This window comes from Pseudomonas lactucae (assembly GCF_036688725.1).
GTDB lineage: Bacteria > Pseudomonadota > Gammaproteobacteria > Pseudomonadales > Pseudomonadaceae > Aquipseudomonas > Aquipseudomonas lactucae.
Window position 1 is genome coordinate 133,137 of the sequence record NZ_JAQQPT010000015.1, and the last position, 18,481, is coordinate 151,617.

The window sequence follows — 18,481 nt, forward strand, 5'->3', positions numbered from 1 at the left end:
CCAGGCATGCAGGGTATTGCTCAGTTGTTCCGTCCTTGGGGCCGTCCCCTGCTGCTCGGCGTTGCCTGCCTGATGGTGGCGGCCTGTTCGCGCGAGGAACCGGTGCCGGAGCCGGCCGTAAGGTCGGTGAAAGTCACCACCGTGCACGCCGCAGAGGCCGACGCTGCGCCGTTGACCGGTGTGGTGCGCCAACGCCAACGCGCCGCCTTGGCCTTTGAAGGCGCGGGCCGATTGATCGCGTTGAACGTCGACGTCGGCGATAGCGTGAAACAAGGCCAGGTGCTGGCAAGCCTGGACACGGCAGCCGTGCGGTTGCGCCTGAAACAGGCGCAGGCGGCCCTGTTCGCCAGCGTGGCGCAAACCGGCGAGCGCAAGCGCAACAAGCTGCGCCAGCAACAGCTGTATGCCCAGGGCAGCGTCGCGGCCAGCGCCGTGGAGCAAGCCGAAGCCGCGTGGCAAGCCGCGGTTGCACAGCAGGCCGCCGATGAAGCGGCGCTGGACCTGGTACGCCGCGATCAACGCCTGGGCCAACTGATCGCGCCGTTTGACGGCCGCGTCGTGGCCAGACCCGCGCAGTTATACAGCGAGTTGTCGCCCGGCCAAATGGTAATGGAACTGGAGGCCGGCGGCGCGTTGCAGGTCATCGTGCAAATCCCGGTGGAACAGGCTGGCGGCCTCAAGCCTGGCGACCACGCCATCGCCAACGACCCGGCGGCGCCCGGCTCCACCCTGCCGCTGATACTCGAAGGCGTGTCGACACGTGCACAGAACGGCCTGTTGCAAAGCGCGCGTTTCCGCCTGGACGCCCGTGACCTCGCGCTCCCCAGCGGCGTGAACCTCAACGTGCGATTGGCGGCGCCTGCCGCGCTCACGCTGTCGATTCCGACCCAGGCGCTGCGCATGGGTGGCGACGCCAGCCAGGTGCAGGTGTTCGTCTATGACCCGGCCCAGGGCAAGGTCGCCCTGCGTGAGATCAGGATCGGCCTGATCGATCAGGGCCGTGTCGCCATCGACAACGGCCTCAAGGACGGCGAGCAAGTGGTCGTCACCGGCGTCGCGTTCCTCACCGACGGCCAGCCCGTCAACCTGCTCTCGCCCTCCAGCCGTCTGAGCACACCCGAATGATCAACCTGACCCGTCACGCCCTGGGCGCGAGCCGCCTGACGTTATTCACCGCCTTGCTGATCCTGCTCGCAGGCGTGGCCACATTCCTGAGTTTCCCGACCCAGGAAGAACCCTCGGTGACGATCCGCGATGCAGTGGTGAGTATCCAATTCCCCGGCCTGCCCAGCGAACGCGCCGAAGAGCTGCTGGCCCGACCCACCGAAGAAAAACTGCGCGAGCTGTCGCAGATCAAAAACATTGTGACCACCGTCCACCCCGGCAGTGTGATCATCCAGGTGACGGCCCGCGATGAGATCAAGGACCTGGGCGTGCTGTGGCAACAGGTGCGCAATAAAGTCGCCGAGGCCGGCGCCAGCTTTCCACCCGGCACCCAGGGGCCGTTTGTCGACGATAATTTCGGACGTGTCGCCGTGGCGTCCATCGCTGTCACCGCGCCCGGCTACAGCATGAGCGAGATGCGCGGACCGCTCAAGCGCCTGCGCGACCAGTTGGGCGGGCTGCCCGGCATCGGCCAGGTGACGCTGCACGGTGTGCAAGACCAGCAGTTGTCGATCGACTTCAACCCGCAGCGCCTGGCGGGGCTGGACTTGTCCCCGCAACAGCTGTTCCAGCAATTGCAGCAACAGAACGTGCTGGCGCCCGGCGGCATCGCCGACATTGGCGGGCAGATCACCACCCTGACCGTGACCGGCGAAGTACTTAGCGTGGAGCAACTGCGTCAGTTGCCGATCCAACTGCCCGGCGCCGACGGCACCGCGCAATCGGTGGCCCTCGGCGCCATCGCGCAGATCTCGGTGATGGCGGCCGACCCGCCCCAGACCGCTGCGGTGTATCAAGGCCAGGACGCCGTGGTGCTGGCGGTGTCCATGGCGCCAGGACAGAACGTTCACCAATTCGGCGTGGCCTTGCGCGAGCGTTTGGCCCAGCTGGAACAGCAACTGCCGTTGGGCTTCAGCGCCCATATGGTGACGTTCCAGGCTGATGTGGTCGATCAGCAGATGGCCAAGATGAAGCACGTGATGATCGAGACGGTGGTCATCGTCATGGCCGTGGTCATGCTGTTCCTGGGCTGGCGCACTGGGCTGGTGGTCGGCGCCATTGTGCCGCTGACCATCCTCGGTACGTTGATCGCCATGCGCATGCTCGGGGTCGAGCTGCAAACTGTGTCGATTGCCGCAATCATCCTCGCGCTCGGCCTGCTGGTGGACAACGGCATTGTGATCGCCGAGGACATTGAACGTCGGCTGCATGCCGGTGAGGATCGGCGCCAGGCCTGCGAGAACGCCGGACGCACCCTGGCGATTCCGTTGTTGACCTCGTCGCTGGTGATCGTGCTGGCGTTCTCGCCGTTCTTTCTCGGCCAGACCAGCACCAATGAATACCTGCGTTCATTGGCTGTCGTGCTGGCGCTGACGCTGCTCGGCTCGTGGTTGTTGAGCATCACCGTCACGCCGCTGCTGTGCCTGTATTTCGCCAAGGCCGCTCCTCAGGACACGGCAGAGGACAGTTACGACAGCGGTTTTTACCGGGGTTATCGGGCGGTCATCCGCCGAGTGCTGCAGCACAAAGTGCTGTTTCTGATGGCGATGCTGGTGTTACTCGCCGCCGCGATCTTCGAACTGATGCGCGTGCCCTATGACTTTCTGCCTCAGTCCGACCGCTTGCAGTTCCAGGTGCCCATCAGCCTGGAACCCGGCAGCGGTTCGCGCAAGACCTTGCAAAGCGTGCGCGAGATCAGCCTGTGGCTGAGCAAGGAACCCCAGGTGGCCGACAGCATCGGCTACGTCGGCGATGGCGGGCCGCGTATCGTGCTGGGCCTCAACCCGCCGTTGCCAGCACCGGAAACCGCGTACTTCACCGTCAGCGTCAAGGCCGGTTCGGATATCGATGCGGTCATTGCCAACACCCGCCGCTATCTGCTCAAGCAACACCCGGAACTGCGCGCCGAGCCCAAGCGTTTTTCCCTGGGCACCACCGAGGCCGGTGTCGCGATCTATCGCGTGCTGGGCCCGGACGAACAGGTATTGCGCAGCCTGGCCGCTCAGATCGAAAAGGCCTTGCGTGAAGTGCCGGGCACCCTGGATGTGCGTGATGACTGGAGCACACGCCTGACACGTTACACCGTCGAGGTCGATCAGCACGGGGCGCGCCGCGCCGGTGTCGACACCCAAGCCATTGCCCAAGCGTTGCAACTGCATTTCGGCGGTCTCCAGGTGTCGTCATTGCAGGACAACCAGACCCGCGTCCCACTGGTGGTGCGCGAGCCTTCGACGACAACCGATGCCACCCCCGATCTGCGCGGCATCCTGGTCTACCCGGCCGACGGTTCGACGCCCGTGCCGTTGACGGCCGTTGCGCGCATCGTCGCCTCCAGCGAACCCTCGACGCTGATGCGGCGCAATCAGGAACGCGCCATCACCGTGGTCGGGCACAACCCGTCGATGACGGCCACCTCCATCGTCGAGCAGTTGGCGCCGCAAGTGGCGGCATTGCCCCTGCCGCCGGGCTACCGCATCGAGCTGGGCGGCGAAATCGAAGACTCGGCGGACGCCAACCAGGCGTTGCTGCAATACCTGCCCCACGCGCTGATCGCCATGCTGTTGCTGTTCGTCTGGCAGTTCAATTCGTTTCGCAAGCTGCTGATTGTGGTCTCGGCGATTCCCTTTGTACTGATCGGCGTGGCCGTTGCGCTGCTGGTCACCGGTTACCCGTTCGGCTTCATGGCCACCTTCGGCCTGTTGTCGCTGGCGGGGATCATCGTCAACAACGCCGTGCTGTTGCTCGAGCGTATCGAGGCCGAACTCCACGAGGGCCTGCCGGTGTACGAGGCGGTGGTGAACGCCGCCGTGAAACGCCTGCGCCCCATCGTCATGACCAAACTGACCTGCATTATCGGGCTGGTGCCGCTGATGCTGTTTGCCGGGCCGCTGTGGGAAGGCATGGCGATCACACTGATGGGCGGCCTGGCGCTGGGCACGTTGGTCACTCTGGGGTTGATTCCCGTGCTGTACGTATTGCTGTTCACACCGCGTCAACATTCACCCATCAAGGCGAACACACCATGAATTTTTCGTTGAAGTCAAAGCGCAATATCAAGCGCATAACCTGCGCGGCCGTGCTGCTTGGCGGGCTGGCGATGAGTATCGGTGCTCAAGCCTCCGCGTTCGTCCACCCAGGCCTGTTGCAGACCGAACAGGACTTCATACGCATCCGCGAAAAACTGGCCAACCATAATCAGCCGTGGCTGGCCGGTTGGCAGAAGCTGACCGCCAACCGGCACGCTTCACTGGCCTGGAACCCGAGCCCGGTCGCAGTGGTGTATCGGGGCGCGGATGGCCAACATCCGGAAAACTACGCCCGGTTATTCAACGACGCCGCGGCAGCGTACGCACTGGCCCTGCGCTGGCAGCTTTCGGGCGACCCTGCGTATGCCGACAAAGCCGTAGCGATGTTGAACCAATGGTCCAGCACCCTTACATCGATTGAAGGCACCTCGGACCGCTTCCTGGCATCCGGCTTGTACGGTTATCAACTGGCCAATGCCGCAGAGTTACTGCGCGGTTATTCAAAGTGGAAGGCGGCGGACTTTCATCAGTTCCAAAGCATGATGCTCAATGTCTTCTATCCGATGAACCATGATTTTCTGGTGCGTCACAATAACGCGCTGGTCGACCACTATTGGGCGAACTGGGACCTGGCCAACATGAATTCGATGCTGGCAATTGGCGTACTGACCGACCGCCGCGATATCTATGATGAAGCGCTCAACTATTTCAAACATGGCGCCGGCAACGGCTCCATTGAACACGTGGTGTGGAAGCTCTACGGCAATGGTCTCGGCCAGGTCCAGGAAAGCGGGCGTGACCAGGCGCACACCCTGCTCGACATCGCCTTGCTCGGCAGTTTCTGCCAAATGGCCTGGAGCCAGGGCGACGACCTGTTCGGGTACCAGAACAACCGCGTGCTGCAGGGCGCCGAATATGTGGCCAGGTACAACCTCGGCCAGGATGTGCCGTTCACGCCTTTTATCAACAGCGGTTTCAAGCAAACCGTCATCTCGCCGGAACACCGCGGCGACATCCGTCCGATCTGGGAACTGCTCTACAACCACTACGTCGTGCTTAAAGGCCTCAGCGCACCGAACGTGAAGGCCTTCGCGCATAAGGTCCAGGTGGAAGGGGGTGGCGGCGACTATGGACCGAACAGCGGTGGCTACGATCAGTTGGGGTATGGAACCTTGCTGTATTCGTTGGGGGAATATGGGCTGTCCAACACGCAGCTGATGCCGTGAGGGCGGCCCCCATAGGCGCCGTTACCGCAGATTCGGTCTGATCCGCCTTATATGCAGCCGTCGGGGGCAAGTCGAATCGTCGCTCCGCCCCTCCCACAGCAAGCGCCCTCGCCAACGGTTCAATCAGTTCTCCGGCAATTTCAAGCGCCAGCCCTGCCCCTCGCGGGTTATCAAGCCGCGCTGCTCAAGGGAAACCAGATAGTTGCGATGGCCGGTTTCGCTTTTGCGCTGAAACAGCGGCAACAGCCGGGGCAAGATACCGGGGGCCAGCATCACCAGGCGTGCCGTCCAGGATTCGCTCGGTCTTACGAACATCTCCAAGCGAGGTTTATCCAGCGCCTTGAGCACGGTTTGAGCGACGTCCTCGGGCATTTGCGGTGGGTCCAGGAACTGCATTTTGTTGCCGTCCTCAATCGCCTCGCGCATCAGCATCGGCGTTTCGGTAGCTGACGGGTTGACGATGGTGAATTTGACGCCGAGGCGCTTGCCATCCAGCCCCAGGCACAGCATCGCCCCGCGCAGGCCAAACTTGGTTGCCGAATAAATACAGGTTTCCGGCATTGGGAATAACCCACCCAGAGACACGATGGAAATCACCCGACCGTCCATGGCCTGTTGCAGCAACCCGAGAAATGCCTGTGTCAGCGCGATCGGCACCAACATGTTGAGCTGCACTTCGTGGGTAATGGATTGCATCGGCCGCACTTCAAACAGCGTGTTGCTCAGTATCCCGGCGTTATTGACCAGCAGGTCCAGGCGCCCAAGATCCTCGCGCACATGGTTGACCAATCCTTCCAGCGCCGTGGCGTCCGTCAGGTCGGCCTGGTAGGTCAGCGCCATCGGGCCGAGGGCCCTGCTCGCCTGGGCCAGGCGATCGGGGTCGATATCCACCAGCAGGCATTTGATACCCCGGCCGATCAGCGCGGCGGCAATCGCACGGCCCAATCCACCCGCGCCGCCGGTGATCAACGCGACCCAGCCCGTAAACATCCGATTATTCGCCATGGACGCTGGCCTCCTGCAACACCGGCGCTGGCTGGCGTGCCGCTATTGCCTGACGGGAGGACTGTTTCAGGGCGTCGTAGGTATGCTCGCCCAAGGCTGGCCAGTTCAAGTCGGTGCGCAGTTTTTCCAGGTACGCCAGGAAGGCGCGCGCGTCCAGATACACCGCATGGCGGTCCGACTTGACGAATTGAATACCGCCGCTCAGGTCAGGCTCATCGCGTTGGATCAGTTGGTCGAACTGCAAGGCCGTCGCCGAGCCTTCAAGCTGCGCACGGAAATACGCGGCCAAGGTCAACGCCTGGGTATCGAAGGTTTTGAACGCGCTGGAGTTCTGGTCCAGGTAGCCGATGGCGCAGAGGTTGCGGTGGGTGCGGCTGAACATCGACAGGTACATCAGCGGGCGTCCGTTCTTCCACTCGAAAAACTGCGTCGCGCAATCGGCCCCCCACTGGTAGCCCGTCGCGCACAGCACCAGGTCGACCTGCTCGCGGGTGCCATCCTCGAAGACCACGCTGTCGCCTTCAAAGCGGTCAATGTTTTTGCGCACGGAAATATTACCGTGCTGCAAATGGTGCAGCAGTTGCGAATTGATGATCGGGTGGGTTTCGAACAACGCGTGGTCCGGCTTCGGCAGCCCCCAGCGCGTCAAGTCGCCGACCAATAAGCGCAACAACCCTTTGAACACCGGCCGCGCCAACCACAACGGCAAATGCGGGCCTTCGTTGAACTTGTCGACCGGCATGCCGAACACATGCTTGGGAATGAAATAATAGCCGCGACGCATGCTGATAAAGGCCTGGTCGGCATGGATCGCCGCCTCGCAGGAAATATCCGCGCCGGAATTGCCGGCACCGACCACCAGCACGCGTTTGCCTTGGAACTCACGCCCGGATTTAAACGTGTTGGAGTGACGGATTTCGCCGTTGAACTCACCCCGGAATGACGGCAGGTTCGGTTTCCAGTTCGTACCGGTGGCCAAGATCACCCAGCGGTAGCGCTTTACAACACCGTCGGAGAGCGTAACCACCCAGCGGTTTTCAGGGTCTTTTTCGATCAGGCTGACCGAGGTGTTGAATTGAATCGCCTCGCGCAAGCCAAAAGCGTCGGCGAAACTCCTGAGGTAATGGGCTATTTGACGGTGCGAGGGGTAGTCCGGGTAATCGCGTGGCATGGGAAAACCGACGAAGCCGGATAGGTCACGGGAAGAGATGAAGTGCGCCGACTCGTACATCGGTGTACCGCTGTTATTGATGTCCCAGATGCCACCCACCTGCGCGTGCCGCTCGAACTGATCGTAGGGGATCTTTTGCGCTTTCAGGGCGCGCGCCGCACTTAGACCACCCGCCCCCGAACCGATGATACAAACACTGTCGCCCTGATCAATCACAGCGGCATTCCCGAGCGCACTCATGGCTAATTCCTTCCTTTATTGTTAGATAGGCTTTGAACCTGGAATGTAAAGCACGCATCATCCAGGCACGGGGCTTTGGCGGTCAGGAAGGGTTCTTTGCCGGACAGGTTTGTGCCTCCGATACACCTATGTTCATAAGCCACGAGTCTTGACCTATGTTCGAGTCTGCCGGTGACACCCACGACTGGACCCAGCACCCACAGCACAATGAAGCCGTGGTGGTGCCCAACGTCGCGCGAGCCTTGCTCAGCCTGGTCAGTGAAAGCGGGTTGTCCACCGAGCGCCTCTGCCGAGGACTGGGCTTCGGGTATGAGGAGCTTCTGGACCTGGACATGCGTCTGTCTTACCGCCAGACCCGCACGTTGATCACCCGCGCGCAGCGAGCCATGGGCGATCCCGCGCTGGGGATATCGACGGGGATACGGCAGACGCCAGTGTCATGGGGCTTTGCAGGGCTGGCGATGCTGACCTGCAAAACTCTCGGCGAAGCGATGAGCTACGGGCTTGAGCATCAGGGTGACACCGGGGCCTTGATGGAGCACCAGGCCAGCAGGCAGAAAGAGGTGTTGATCATCGAAGTCAAACCCAAAGTGTTTGATCTGGACATCGAGCCGTTTCTGGTGGAAGAGGCGTTTTCCAGCGCCGTGGCCGTTGTACGGCGGCTGGTGGGTTCGAGCTTCACGCCACTGCGCATCGAACTGGCCTACTCACGCCCGTCCTATGCGGACACTTACAGCCGGGTGTTTCGCTGCCCCATCACGTTCAAGGCCGGCAAAAACCGCTTGATCAGCGAGGCTCACTGGCTGACCACGCGCCTGCCCGATTATGACGACATCACCTGTGCGCCTCTGCGCGCCAAACTCGACCAGTTGCTCAACCGTGGCGTGAGTTTCGATGCGTTGATCGAAACGCTTCGCAGCCATATTCGCACCCACCTGGACGATCCGCAGGCGTTGCAGGCGTTTGCCAGACAGATGAACATGAGTGAACGCACCCTGCGTCGCCGTCTGACAGACTCCGGGGTTTCCTATAGCCAACTGCTTGACCAGATCCGCCACGAGCGCGCCCGCGACTTGCTGAGCAATACCGCCATGACCTTGGCACAAGTTGCCCACACCCTCGGCTACAGCGACGCCCGCGTACTGCGGCGGGCGTTCAAGCGGTGGACCGGCACATTGCCCAGCGAGCAGCGCCGGCGTTGAGGATCAACCCGGTTTATTCAGCGACACGTGCGCCTCACACTGCACCCCCGCCACCTGCTCGCCCGGCAGTTCCTTGCGCAACACCCACAGGGTGAGCGACTTGGGCAGCACCCTTGCCAAGCGGATCACCCACCTCATCGGCCAGGGAAACAAGTAGTCCCAGCGCTGGCTGCGCATGGCATAGAGCATATGGTCGACGGCTGCCGCTTCGGAGATTTCCAGCGGCGCCGGCATGCCATCGTTCGCCGTTTGCGCGGTGGCGACAAACCCTGGGTAGAGCGATAGAAAGCGAATGCCACGGCCGCCGAACTCGATACGGCAGGTATCGATCAGCAAGCGCAGTGCGCCCTTGGCCGCGCTGTAGGGCCCCTGCAAGGTCACACCCAGGAAACCCGCGAGGGAGTTGGTGTGCACCACGAACCCATGGCCCTGGCGACTCATCTGTTCCAGGGCCGGGAACAGGTAGTTGACCACCACATCGTAGTTCGAGCGCATGTACGCGGTGACGTCGGCGGCTTTCATCTCGCGCATATCCAGCGCAGGCGCGCCGCCGGCGTTGAGCACGATCACATCCAGCCGGCCATAGTGTTCGACGACTTCATCCACGAGGCCGGCGGCTGCCTGTACATCCAGGGCATCCACCGCCGAGACCCGACATTGCCCGCCCTGAAGCGTGATTTCCAGCTGCAGGTCGTTCAGCAGCTCCTTGCGCCGGGCCGTGGCCACCACACAGGCGCCCTCCTGCGCCAGACGCACCGCCAGCCCACGACCCATGCCGGAGGATGCGCCCACTACCAACACCACTTTGCCCGCGAAACTGACGCGCTTGCTTGCCGGGCATCGGCGAAGCAAACCGACCAGGGTCAGGGCAATCAGCGAGAACACCGCGCTGACCAGCAACACGTACTGGGCGTTCTCCCCCACCACCCACTGCGACGCCATCAAGGGCCCGAAGGCGCACCCCAGCAGTTGCATGCCCGGCACCAGCGCCGCGACTCGTCCCGAAGGATCAAGCTGCAGTGCGATACGGACCTGGAACGGCGTCAGCATCAGCCAGACCAGGCCAAACGCGCCGCACAACGCGAGGAATAGCCGAACGCCCATATCGGCGGAAAAATACATGCCCAGGGCGATGCCGCCCAACAACACCGCGGCGACGGCCAACAATCCGGAGTCCGAGACACGGCGTACCAGAACAATCCCCAGGCACCCGCCCAGGACTTGCATCAGCAGCGTGCCGGAGACGAGCAGCTGTGCGTTTTGTGCATCCAGTCCCACGTATTTGCTTAGCGGCTCCAGGTAAGCCCACAGCCCGCCGATGGCGCTGAGCTGCATGAAGGCCAGCCCCAGCAGCAGCACATGGTTGAGGCCCCATGAAAAACCGGCATCCGCGGTGCACTGTGCTTGCTGACTGGCCAACCGGGTGGGCTGCCACCGCACCAACACCAGGGACGCCGCCGTCAGTGCCCCCAGAAACACGAAGCCAAAAGACGAGGTGCGCTGTAGGGGCAGTATCCAGTACGCCAGCACCGCCGCCACCAACGCCTGACCGAGGGTTTGCACCACCATGAACACACCGGCCACGCGATCAGGCGCCGGCCCCTGAATGATCAGGTTCACGGTGCCCCATAACAGCAGGCCTTCGGCCAACCCGGCCAACGACCGCGTCAATGCCAGCGCGCCATCCCCGCTGGTATTGGCCGTGACCAGGTCCATGCCCGATGCCGCCAGAATGGCGACGATCGTGATCACGCGCAGGCTGAACACCGAACGCAATAAATCGCCCAGGACCACCCCCAACCCCAACGAGAGGATTTCGCCCATCGCGACCAGACCGACGCCCTCGAGTGACAGGCGGTTTTGCTCCAGCAATTCCCCCAGCAGCAAGGGTTGCAGCCCCACCATCAGCACAGCGATCGAGCCCAGCGCCAAGGCGGCGCTCAGGTGTTTACGGGAAACAGCGGACGACATGTGCATGGCGTTACACCTCTTGAAGGGTCTTTTAGTAACCACGGTTTTCCGGCGGAATTTGGCCTCGGGCAAAACACTGCGTCGCGCGTTTTTCATCTTTCATCAAGCGGCTGTTGGCCACCCGCACCACCCACCAGGGCAACAGCGTCATCCTGACCCCGGACGCCTTGGCAAGGGTGAAGGCCTTGGCGCACTTTTCAAACAGCTGCGCATTCATCGCCATTCGCGCACCGGTGGTGCCCAGGACCGCGGGCACGCCCTTGATCAACAGTGCGTTGCCGCCGCGCTGCAAGCCCGTGGCAATGTCCTGGATCGAAGCCACCGGCACGCCCATATGACCAATATGCCGCGCCTGCTCATCGAACAGAATAGGCATGACCCCGCCAAAGTCCGCGAGGCTGTTGGCGAAGTCGCCCCCACCCAGCAAAATGGCGCCGACGTCCGAGCGGGCATGGTAGATCACACGGTGGGTCTGGCTGTCTCCCATGGCATGCACCGGCCAGTCGATGCGGGTGGGGACCAGGTCAGTCAACTGCCCCCACCACATGCTTTCCTCGCCCGGAATACGCAAGGAGACGCTGCCCCCCGCCGACACCAGGCCGATGAGTCGTTCGCGCAGTTCCAGCCATTGTTGTCGCAGTACGTCCTGCATCGTGCTCACCTCACACCAGTTGGAAAACGGCGTCGAATCGCTCGAGCGCATCGTCGATGACGTCATCGGTATCGGCCAGGCTGGTGTAGATCCGGCTGCCGGCCAGGGTGATCAAGCCGTGCGCGGTATACGCGGCGCCCATCTCTTCCATCATGTGCTTGCGTGACTTGGCTTCGTTACGCGCGCGCAGCAGCTTGAGCGGGTTGCTGGTGTCGAGCAGCAGCACGCCGGAGGTCTGCAAATGCACGATCGAGCCCATGTTATAGGCCACATATGGCAAGCCACGGCGATTGATGATTTCTTCCAGCCCTTTGCGCATGCGGTCGCCGGCACGCCCCGCCAGCGCCGGTGCATTCAGTTTGCGCGCCTCGAGCAGCGCGTAGTAACCCGCCACGCAGGACAACGGGTTGGCTGACAGCGTACCGCCGACAAACGCCCGCCGCGCCGAAGTGCCGATGCCACCGGCGAGCAACTGCATGACATCCCTGCGCCCGCCGATCGCACCCGCCATGGGGTAGCCCCCGGTCAGGCATTTGCCCAGCACGGTGATGTCCGGCATCACATTGAAATACGCTTGTGCACCGCCCAGGCCGGCACGGAAACCGGTGACCACTTCGTCGAAAATCAGCAGCGTATCGAACTCGTCGCACAGCTTGCGCAGCTGGCGGTTGAAATCCGGGTGCACCGGACGCGTGCCGCTTTCCGGGCCGAAAGGCTCCACCATGATCGCCGCCGTGCCGCCGCGCAGGCGATTGATCTGCAAGCGCCGACGCAACGCGTCCAGGTTATTCGGCGGGCTCTCCTGGGTGTGAGCCGTGGCGCCACGCGGAATGCCGACGGCCTCCATGCGACCGGTGCCCGGCAAGCGCATGCCGTAGACCAACTGGTCACTCCAGCCGTGATAAGCCCCGCCGATCTTGATCACCCATTTCTTGCGGGTATAGGCACGTGCCAGGCGCACCGCCGCCATGACCGCCTCGGTACCCGAGCCCAGCAGGCGCACCATGTCGACGCCGGGCATCACTTCACAGACCAACTGCGCCAGCTTCACCTCGTATTCATGCAGCAGGCCGGTGACCGGACCGCAGTCGTCGAGGATGCGGTTGACCTGTTCACGAATCGCCGGATGGTTGGAGCCCAGCAAGGTCGGCCCGCCAGCCTGGAGAAAATCGATATAACGGTTGCCGTCCACATCGGTCAGGTGCGCGCCGTTGGCCTGGGCGATGGCCAGCGGGAATGGGTGGTTGAACGCCAGGTTGTGCTGCACGCCACCGGGTATGAATTTTTTCGCCTCCTCGGAAAGTCGCCGCGATCCCTGGCAACGCTCGTCGAAGTAACCCATGACCTTGTTCAGCGCGTCGCGCTTCAAGGGTCGAATCGGTTGTTTGACCAGCGCATCGAAACGCCGATACAGCGAATCGACATCCGGCCATTGGGATACGGCTGAGTCTGTCAGCGCAGGCAATGTGATGGGATCAAGAGGCTTGTTCATGATGGGGTCTCGGAAGAAAAGTGAGCGTCGGCTGCGCTGGACCGCGCCAGCGCATCGACCAGGCGTGCCACGGCGGCGGGTGACTGTGATTGGGTGCGGGACTGTTCGTTGATGTGTCGCAGCAGGTAGTCACGGCAGAACGTTTCCAGATCCTCGAGGCGCGCCAGGGTCGTCTCGATATCCGGGCCACAGCACAGCACACCGTGGTTGCGCATCAGGTACGCGTTGTAGTCCCAGCGAATGGTGCGGCCGAACTTGCCGGCCAACCAGTTGGAGCCGGAAGGCGCGTACCCCACCATGGGAATATGTTTGCCCAGGGAGGCCCACAGCTTGGGGTCCGGGACATCCAGCGGTTCACCGAGCAAGGTGCAGGCGCTGGCGACGGGTTGATGGGTATGGATGCTGCACTGCACATCCGGGCGGGCGCGCAGGATCTTTGCATGCAAGCCGCTTTCGACCGTAGGCGCGCGGTCGCCGGAGAGTTGCGCCAAATCCTTGAGGCGCAGCACACAGACGTCCTCGGGGCGCATGGTGAAATAGTCGGTGGCCGACGGCGTGACCGCAATGTGCTGCGCATCGATGCGCAACGCGAGGTTGCCGCCCGTTGCCGCAAAAAAGCCGCGGTGGCACAGGTGCTGTGATAGCTCAACGATTTGTCGTTGGACATGACTCATGAGGCAGTCTCCTGCATAGGGTTCAGGCGCCGATAAAGCGGTGCGAGGCGTTTACGCACTTCCTGGAACGTGGCGAATTGATCGTCATACAGCGCACGACTGGCGCGGGACGGTTCAAACAGACGATGCGGGCGTTTGAGGCTCGACAAATCGTCAAACTGCAGCTTGCCCAGCGCCACCGCGGCAATGAACGCGGCGCCACGGGCGTTGGTCTGGATCGCGTTCTGCGGTTGCTGGATCACGCGCCCGCAGACGTCGGCCATGATCTGGCACCACACGTCCGATTGAGCGCCGCCACCGGTGGCCACGATCAAGTCGCTGGGCCGGCCGAGAAAGCGCGAGAACGGCTCGAACATCCAGCGCGTATTGAGCGCGACCCCTTCCATGAACGCGCGAATGATGTCCTCGCGTGAGTGCTCCAGCTTCAGGTTGAACAAACCGGCACGCAGGCTGGGATCACTGATCGGCGAGCGTTCGCCGCACAGCCAGGGGGTGTAGATCAACCCCCTGGACCCCGGCGGCACCCGTGCGGCGATGCGGTCGAGCAAGGCGTAGACGTCCGGCTGCTGTTCATCGCTGAGCAATTCATCCGGGTGGTACAACACTTTGTCGCGCAGGAACGAAAGGTTCGCGCCGGCCGCCGACTGCATCGCCATCGCCAGGTAGCGGCCGTTGACGGCACTGGGCACCGCCGCAATGTGATGACGCACACTGGTTTTCTTGAACGGAACGTGCGCGCCCACCCACGATGAAGTACCCAGGTAAAGGTGCGGGGCAAAATCGCTGACAGAGGCGCCGACCGCCACCGCCGAGGTGTCCACGGCGCCCGCCACCACCTGTGTGCCGCGCGCCAGCCCGAGGATGTCGGCAAGCTCCGGGCGCAGCGTGCCGATCACATCCGTGGAGCTGACAAGATCGGGCAATTTGCCGACCTCGATCCCCAGCGCCTTGACCAGGCCGTCGTCGTAGCGGATGCGGTGAGGGTCGCGGTTATCGGTGATCCAGGCGGTCAGCATCGAGTCGTTGGTGGCGCAATAGCGACCCGACAGGCGCAGGTTCATGTAGTCGAGTACGTTGAGGAACTTGTGGGTGCGCTCGTAACGCTGCGGCTCATGATCGAGGATATAGGCCATGTGCCCGGCCGAATCCATGCCGGACAAAGAAGCCACGCCACCGGTCAGGCGCAGTGACCGCCAGAGTTTGAGCGGCCCGTACCCGGCCAGGCTGAACCGCCCTCCGCCCATGCGTTTTTTAACCGCACCGGCGCCGCGTTTATCCAGCCACAACATCGCGCGCCCAATCGCCACGCCGTCCCGATCCACGCACACCGTGCCTTCGCTCTGTGTCGAACAACACACCGCGACCACCTGGCGACGCCTGACGGGGTCGGCACTCAACAGTTCGTTGGCGCCGCGCAGGAAGGCATCCCACCAGTCCTGCGGCTCCTGCTCGACACTCAACCCGCTCACATGCAGCGGCACGCTGTGAAACGCCCATGCCCGGATATCGCCTTCCAGTGAGACCAGGGCGCACTTGCAACCGGAGGTGCCGAGGTCCACCGCGAGGACGAGTTGCTCCAGACCGGTGGCCGCCTGAGGCGTCCGGGATAAGAAAAGCGAAGTCATAAAGGTCTACTCAGAAAGTACGCGAAATCGATGCAACCCAACGGTTTTCATCCGTGGCGCGCACATGCCCGTCGTCCTCGGCCATATACAACTCGCGCGCGCGCGTCTTGGCGGTGACAAAGTCCAGCCCCCAATCGAAGCCCCACAAGTGATGGATCAGGCCGATGTCGTAGTCCGCCGCGTTCGCTTCGGAGAAATTGACGATTTGCTGATAGCCCGCATGCAGCTTGAGCGTAGTGTTCATGCCGAGTGCGTATTTGTAGTCCAGGTCATAGAGCATGCTGCCACGGGAATTGCGATCGCCCTTGGCGTAGCATTCAAGGCCCTTGGTGGGGTCATCGCGAAACTGTAGCTGGGCACCACAAACGCCACCGGTGTTGGCGCCGCGATAGGTCTTGGACAGGACCCTGGCGATTCGACCTTCCAACGCGCCGTAGCCGATTTCCAACACGGCGAATTGGCTGTTGTAGTTGGTCGTGCGTTCATTGGTGGGAGTGAAGGTGTCGAAGTCGAATTTGTTCGGCGCCTTGAACTGCGCCCCCGGGAACATCTCCGCCGCCAGACCCACGCCGTAGTGCCACGCATCCGGGTCGCCAAAGCGATAACCGCCGGCGAGCAGGACGCCCAGCCCATCACCTTCAAGAAACTGCTTTTTGCTGACGGTGGTGAACTCGGCAAGCGCGACCAGGCCACTTTCATGGGCAACCTGAACGGTGACGCGGGCGCCGGGATGATTCAAGGAATCCGAAACGCCTCGAGTGCGGACGTCGGATACCGCCTTGGCCGTAACATCGATGGCATAGCTGGCCATTTCGTCGGCGAAGGCCAGGGATGGGCTGACAATGGGCCACAGCAAGGCGGCCATCAGATAATGGTGTGTTGTTGCGCGCATGAGGCTCTCCTACAAGAAAGGTCGGATTTACAAAGTGCAAACCGGTGCAGGAGGCAGTGAGGCAATGCGTTCGAATTGCTCTGTCTTGCCGAGAATCTCGGTGCCGACAAAAGCCCGGACATTGAGGATTCCCTCTTTGACCCGAACGACGCCTTTGTATTTTTTATGATCACGGGGGTCGAACACCCAGCCATCGCGCCACGCTTGCTGGTCAAAACGCTCCAGCTGCATGATCTGTACGCCGCAATCGTTGGTGGTGGAGGCCACGTCCTTGACCCAGACCACCTTTCCACACAGCGCGCCAGGCTTGTCGGCGCAATCGTCTACCTTGACCACAGCGTCCTTTTCCGAGGTGAGCCACAGGCCCTTGGCCTCCTGTGGGCCCGCTGCCGCATAACCGCTGGTAGAGCACACCAGTGCCAGAGAAAGGAAAAGCCATTGCCGAGCGTTCATAGTAGTCACCTGTATTTTTTGTTTTAAGAGACCGTCACACTAACGACGCATCGGTTATGATAGTCATCGCTACACGATAGTTATAACTACCATTATCGAGCTCAGCAACATTTTTTTTCATTTTGATAAGCTGACTCTTCACCCTTTTTTTGCCAGGTACCTATGGTCAAGCCCAACACTGCCAGCGCCCGCGCCGCGACCGCCGGGAAAACCCAGGAACACAAGAAGCCGCCTGCACAGCAGCGCAGCACCGAGACCTACGAACGGATCCTGGTCGCCACCGCGCAGACCCTCTGCGACGTCGGCATCGAACGCCTGTCCACCAACCTGGTTTGCGAATGTGCTGGGCTGACACCGCCGGCGCTGTACCGCTACTTTCCAAACAAATACGCACTGCTGAGCGTGCTGGGTGAACGCCTGTTGGAGAAACAGAACGGCCTGATCGACAACTGGATCACGCCGCAGCTGTTGTCCGGACCGCCCGAAGCCCTGGAGTCGGCGCTCGCCGAGCTGATCCTGGACACCTACCGGGTCACCCAGGCGACGCTGGGCGGCATGTGGATTCTCAAGGGCCTGCGCGCCGTGCCGGCACTGGAACACGTGCGGCTCGACTCCCACCGCAAGGTGTCCGCCGCACAGGCGCAGATCCTCGCCGCGATATTTCCACAGGCCGATCCTCAACAGCTGGCCACCGCTGCGCGTGTCGCGGTGGAGATGATTCACGCCACGATCGAACTGCTGTTCGATGAGTCCATGGACCCCAAAAGCGTGTGTGCGATGGTCGCGTCGATGATTGTCAGCCATCTGGATCGGTTGGCGCCTGCCCCAAGCGCATGAGGTGAGCGCGAACATGGCCGGCGCGAACCCGTTGGCCGGCCGGATCGCACCTTCGTTGGCATCTGGGCACGCTTTACCCTCCCAGCGGCGAGACCACGCGTCATTTCATTTACCGCTGAACTCATTAGGTCCTTCATGCGCCGTGTCGAAACTGCCCCGCTGCTTCCCGCTCGCGATTACGCCTATTACCACCAGGTGCTGGACGGGGTGCGGTTACCCGCCGCGTTCGTCGACCTGGATGCGCTGACCGCCAACCTCCAGCAGTTGGGCAAACGTGCCGGGCGCCTGCCCGTGCGGCTGGTGACCAAATCCATACGCTCGGTGGAGATGATGCGGATGATCATGAGCGCAGCGCCCTTCGTGCAGGGCCTGCTGTGTTACTCCGCCGCCGAAGCCGCCTGGCTGGACTGCTTGCCCAGCAACGTAATCGGCGTCTTGACCTTTTCCGGCCTGAGCAGACGCTCGGCATTTTTCTCCAGCCAGTCGAGCCAATCGAGGGTGCCTAGAACCTCTGCGATCAATGCATCCGTTCTGCATTTGCCCACCTCCTGCATCACCCGCTCGATGATCATGGAGCGATCAGCCAAGATCGTTTGCTTAAGCTTGGCCAGCTCCGCCAGGCGCGCCCGGGTCGACATCTGCGAATGAGCGCCGAACGCCTGACGGGCCTTCGCAAAGGCGATCCGGGAGATCTCGACCTCGCCGGGCGGCATGTGGTCGTGCGGCTGAGTGTTCAGCTCATGGGGGGTGTGCATGCAGGTTCCTCGGGATCATCGGCCAGCCGTCAAAGTAACGGGCTGCGGGATCGTAAGGCAGGGTTGAGACGGACGAAAACCGGTCAAAAACGGCTA

Annotated in this window: 15 protein-coding genes; 5 read left to right on the forward strand and 10 right to left on the reverse strand. The window is 62.3% G+C overall.

The annotated features are described in order from the left end of the window. Positions 1–6: 6 nt before the first annotated feature. The 3 genes from V6M90_RS18535 to V6M90_RS18545 are packed head-to-tail and all read left to right on the forward strand — an operon-like array spanning position 7 to position 5,416. Positions 7–1,125: an efflux RND transporter periplasmic adaptor subunit gene (locus tag V6M90_RS18535; RefSeq protein ID WP_332846919.1), complete on the forward strand. Its 1,119-nt coding sequence runs from the start codon at positions 7–9 to the stop codon at positions 1,123–1,125. Further along, a complete protein-coding gene (locus V6M90_RS18540; RefSeq protein ID WP_332846920.1) occupies positions 1,122–4,190 on the forward strand; it encodes an efflux RND transporter permease subunit in 3,069 nt (1,022 codons plus the stop codon). The genes V6M90_RS18535 and V6M90_RS18540 overlap by 4 nt, the downstream gene beginning before the upstream one ends. Continuing rightward, a complete protein-coding gene (locus V6M90_RS18545; protein ID WP_408637322.1) occupies positions 4,187–5,416 on the forward strand; it encodes an alginate lyase family protein in 1,230 nt (409 codons plus the stop codon). The genes V6M90_RS18540 and V6M90_RS18545 overlap by 4 nt, the downstream gene beginning before the upstream one ends. A gap of 123 nt (positions 5,417–5,539) precedes the next feature. Here the strand turns inward: V6M90_RS18545 and V6M90_RS18550 are convergent, their stop codons facing one another. Together V6M90_RS18550 and V6M90_RS18555 are read right to left on the reverse strand one after the other, a co-directional pair. After that, positions 5,540–6,421: an SDR family NAD(P)-dependent oxidoreductase gene (locus tag V6M90_RS18550; RefSeq protein WP_003173769.1), complete on the reverse strand. Its 882-nt coding sequence runs from the start codon at positions 6,419–6,421 to the stop codon at positions 5,540–5,542. Further along, a complete protein-coding gene (locus tag V6M90_RS18555) occupies positions 6,411–7,832 on the reverse strand; it encodes a flavin-containing monooxygenase (protein ID WP_332846921.1) in 1,422 nt (473 codons plus the stop codon). The genes V6M90_RS18550 and V6M90_RS18555 overlap by 11 nt, the downstream gene beginning before the upstream one ends. Before the next feature lie 155 nt (positions 7,833–7,987). On the opposite strand from V6M90_RS18555, the gene V6M90_RS18560 reads away from it, so the two are divergent. Further along, complete coding sequence (locus tag V6M90_RS18560) at positions 7,988–9,034, forward strand: AraC family transcriptional regulator (RefSeq protein WP_003173767.1); 1,047 nt, start codon at positions 7,988–7,990, stop codon at positions 9,032–9,034. A gap of 3 nt (positions 9,035–9,037) precedes the next feature. Here the strand turns inward: V6M90_RS18560 and V6M90_RS18565 are convergent, their stop codons facing one another. From V6M90_RS18565 to V6M90_RS18595, 7 genes are read right to left on the reverse strand one after another with little or no spacing between them, the layout of a single operon-like run. Beyond that, a complete protein-coding gene (locus V6M90_RS18565; protein ID WP_332846922.1) occupies positions 9,038–11,011 on the reverse strand; it encodes an SDR family NAD(P)-dependent oxidoreductase in 1,974 nt (657 codons plus the stop codon). A 25-nt stretch (positions 11,012–11,036) separates the two neighbouring features. Next, positions 11,037–11,657 (reverse strand): hypothetical protein, encoded by a 621-nt coding sequence (locus tag V6M90_RS18570; protein WP_332846923.1) that lies wholly within the window; start codon positions 11,655–11,657, stop codon positions 11,037–11,039. 10 nt (positions 11,658–11,667) lie between these two features. Beyond that, positions 11,668–13,149: an aspartate aminotransferase family protein gene (locus V6M90_RS18575; protein WP_305429512.1), complete on the reverse strand. Its 1,482-nt coding sequence runs from the start codon at positions 13,147–13,149 to the stop codon at positions 11,668–11,670. Beyond that, entirely contained in the window at positions 13,146–13,823 is a 678-nt protein-coding gene (locus V6M90_RS18580) for a class II aldolase/adducin family protein (RefSeq protein ID WP_003173763.1), read from the reverse strand. Before V6M90_RS18580 ends, V6M90_RS18575 begins: the two co-directional genes overlap by 4 nt. Beyond that, positions 13,820–15,448, reverse strand: coding sequence for a xylulokinase (locus tag V6M90_RS18585; protein WP_003173762.1), 1,629 nt, complete (start codon positions 15,446–15,448; stop codon positions 13,820–13,822). The genes V6M90_RS18580 and V6M90_RS18585 overlap by 4 nt, the downstream gene beginning before the upstream one ends. 10 nt (positions 15,449–15,458) lie before the next feature. Further along, positions 15,459–16,340 (reverse strand): TorF family putative porin, encoded by an 882-nt coding sequence (locus V6M90_RS18590; protein WP_003173761.1) that lies wholly within the window; start codon positions 16,338–16,340, stop codon positions 15,459–15,461. A gap of 27 nt (positions 16,341–16,367) precedes the next feature. Beyond that, a complete protein-coding gene (locus V6M90_RS18595; protein WP_305429509.1) occupies positions 16,368–16,793 on the reverse strand; it encodes a DUF2147 domain-containing protein in 426 nt (141 codons plus the stop codon). Positions 16,794–16,955: 162 nt separating this feature from the next. Here V6M90_RS18595 and V6M90_RS18600 point away from each other — a divergent pair, with 162 nt between their 5' ends. Further along, the gene (locus V6M90_RS18600; RefSeq protein ID WP_003173759.1) at positions 16,956–17,630 is read left to right on the forward strand and encodes a TetR/AcrR family transcriptional regulator; all 675 of its coding nucleotides are present in this window, start codon (positions 16,956–16,958) and stop codon (positions 17,628–17,630) included. Positions 17,631–18,007: 377 nt separating this feature from the next. On the opposite strand, the gene V6M90_RS18605 is transcribed toward V6M90_RS18600, so the two are convergent. Next, entirely contained in the window at positions 18,008–18,385 is a 378-nt protein-coding gene (locus tag V6M90_RS18605; protein WP_003173758.1) for an aldehyde dehydrogenase family protein, read from the reverse strand. Between the last annotated feature and the right edge of the window lie 96 nt (positions 18,386–18,481).

Excerpts from the sequence above, each read along its gene's own strand:
- V6M90_RS18570 (WP_332846923.1), bottom strand. The coding sequence starts at position 11,657 with ATGCAGGACGTACTGCGACAACAATGGCTGGAACTGCGCGAACGACTC.
- V6M90_RS18600 (WP_003173759.1), top strand. The coding sequence starts at position 16,956 with ATGGTCAAGCCCAACACTGCCAGCGCCCGCGCCGCGACCGCCGGGAAA.
- V6M90_RS18540 (WP_332846920.1), top strand. The coding sequence starts at position 1,122 with ATGATCAACCTGACCCGTCACGCCCTGGGCGCGAGCCGCCTGACGTTA.
- V6M90_RS18605 (WP_003173758.1), bottom strand. The coding sequence starts at position 18,385 with ATGCACACCCCCCATGAGCTGAACACTCAGCCGCACGACCACATGCCG.
- V6M90_RS18575 (WP_305429512.1), bottom strand. The coding sequence starts at position 13,149 with ATGAACAAGCCTCTTGATCCCATCACATTGCCTGCGCTGACAGACTCA.
- V6M90_RS18535 (WP_332846919.1), top strand. The coding sequence starts at position 7 with ATGCAGGGTATTGCTCAGTTGTTCCGTCCTTGGGGCCGTCCCCTGCTG.
- V6M90_RS18550 (WP_003173769.1), bottom strand. The coding sequence starts at position 6,421 with ATGGCGAATAATCGGATGTTTACGGGCTGGGTCGCGTTGATCACCGGC.
- V6M90_RS18580 (WP_003173763.1), bottom strand. The coding sequence starts at position 13,823 with ATGAGTCATGTCCAACGACAAATCGTTGAGCTATCACAGCACCTGTGC.
- V6M90_RS18545 (WP_408637322.1), top strand. The coding sequence starts at position 4,187 with ATGAATTTTTCGTTGAAGTCAAAGCGCAATATCAAGCGCATAACCTGC.
- V6M90_RS18555 (WP_332846921.1), bottom strand. The coding sequence starts at position 7,832 with ATGAGTGCGCTCGGGAATGCCGCTGTGATTGATCAGGGCGACAGTGTT.
- V6M90_RS18560 (WP_003173767.1), top strand. The coding sequence starts at position 7,988 with ATGTTCGAGTCTGCCGGTGACACCCACGACTGGACCCAGCACCCACAG.
- V6M90_RS18565 (WP_332846922.1), bottom strand. The coding sequence starts at position 11,011 with ATGCACATGTCGTCCGCTGTTTCCCGTAAACACCTGAGCGCCGCCTTG.
- V6M90_RS18595 (WP_305429509.1), bottom strand. The coding sequence starts at position 16,793 with ATGAACGCTCGGCAATGGCTTTTCCTTTCTCTGGCACTGGTGTGCTCT.
- V6M90_RS18585 (WP_003173762.1), bottom strand. The coding sequence starts at position 15,448 with ATGACTTCGCTTTTCTTATCCCGGACGCCTCAGGCGGCCACCGGTCTG.
- V6M90_RS18590 (WP_003173761.1), bottom strand. The coding sequence starts at position 16,340 with ATGCGCGCAACAACACACCATTATCTGATGGCCGCCTTGCTGTGGCCC.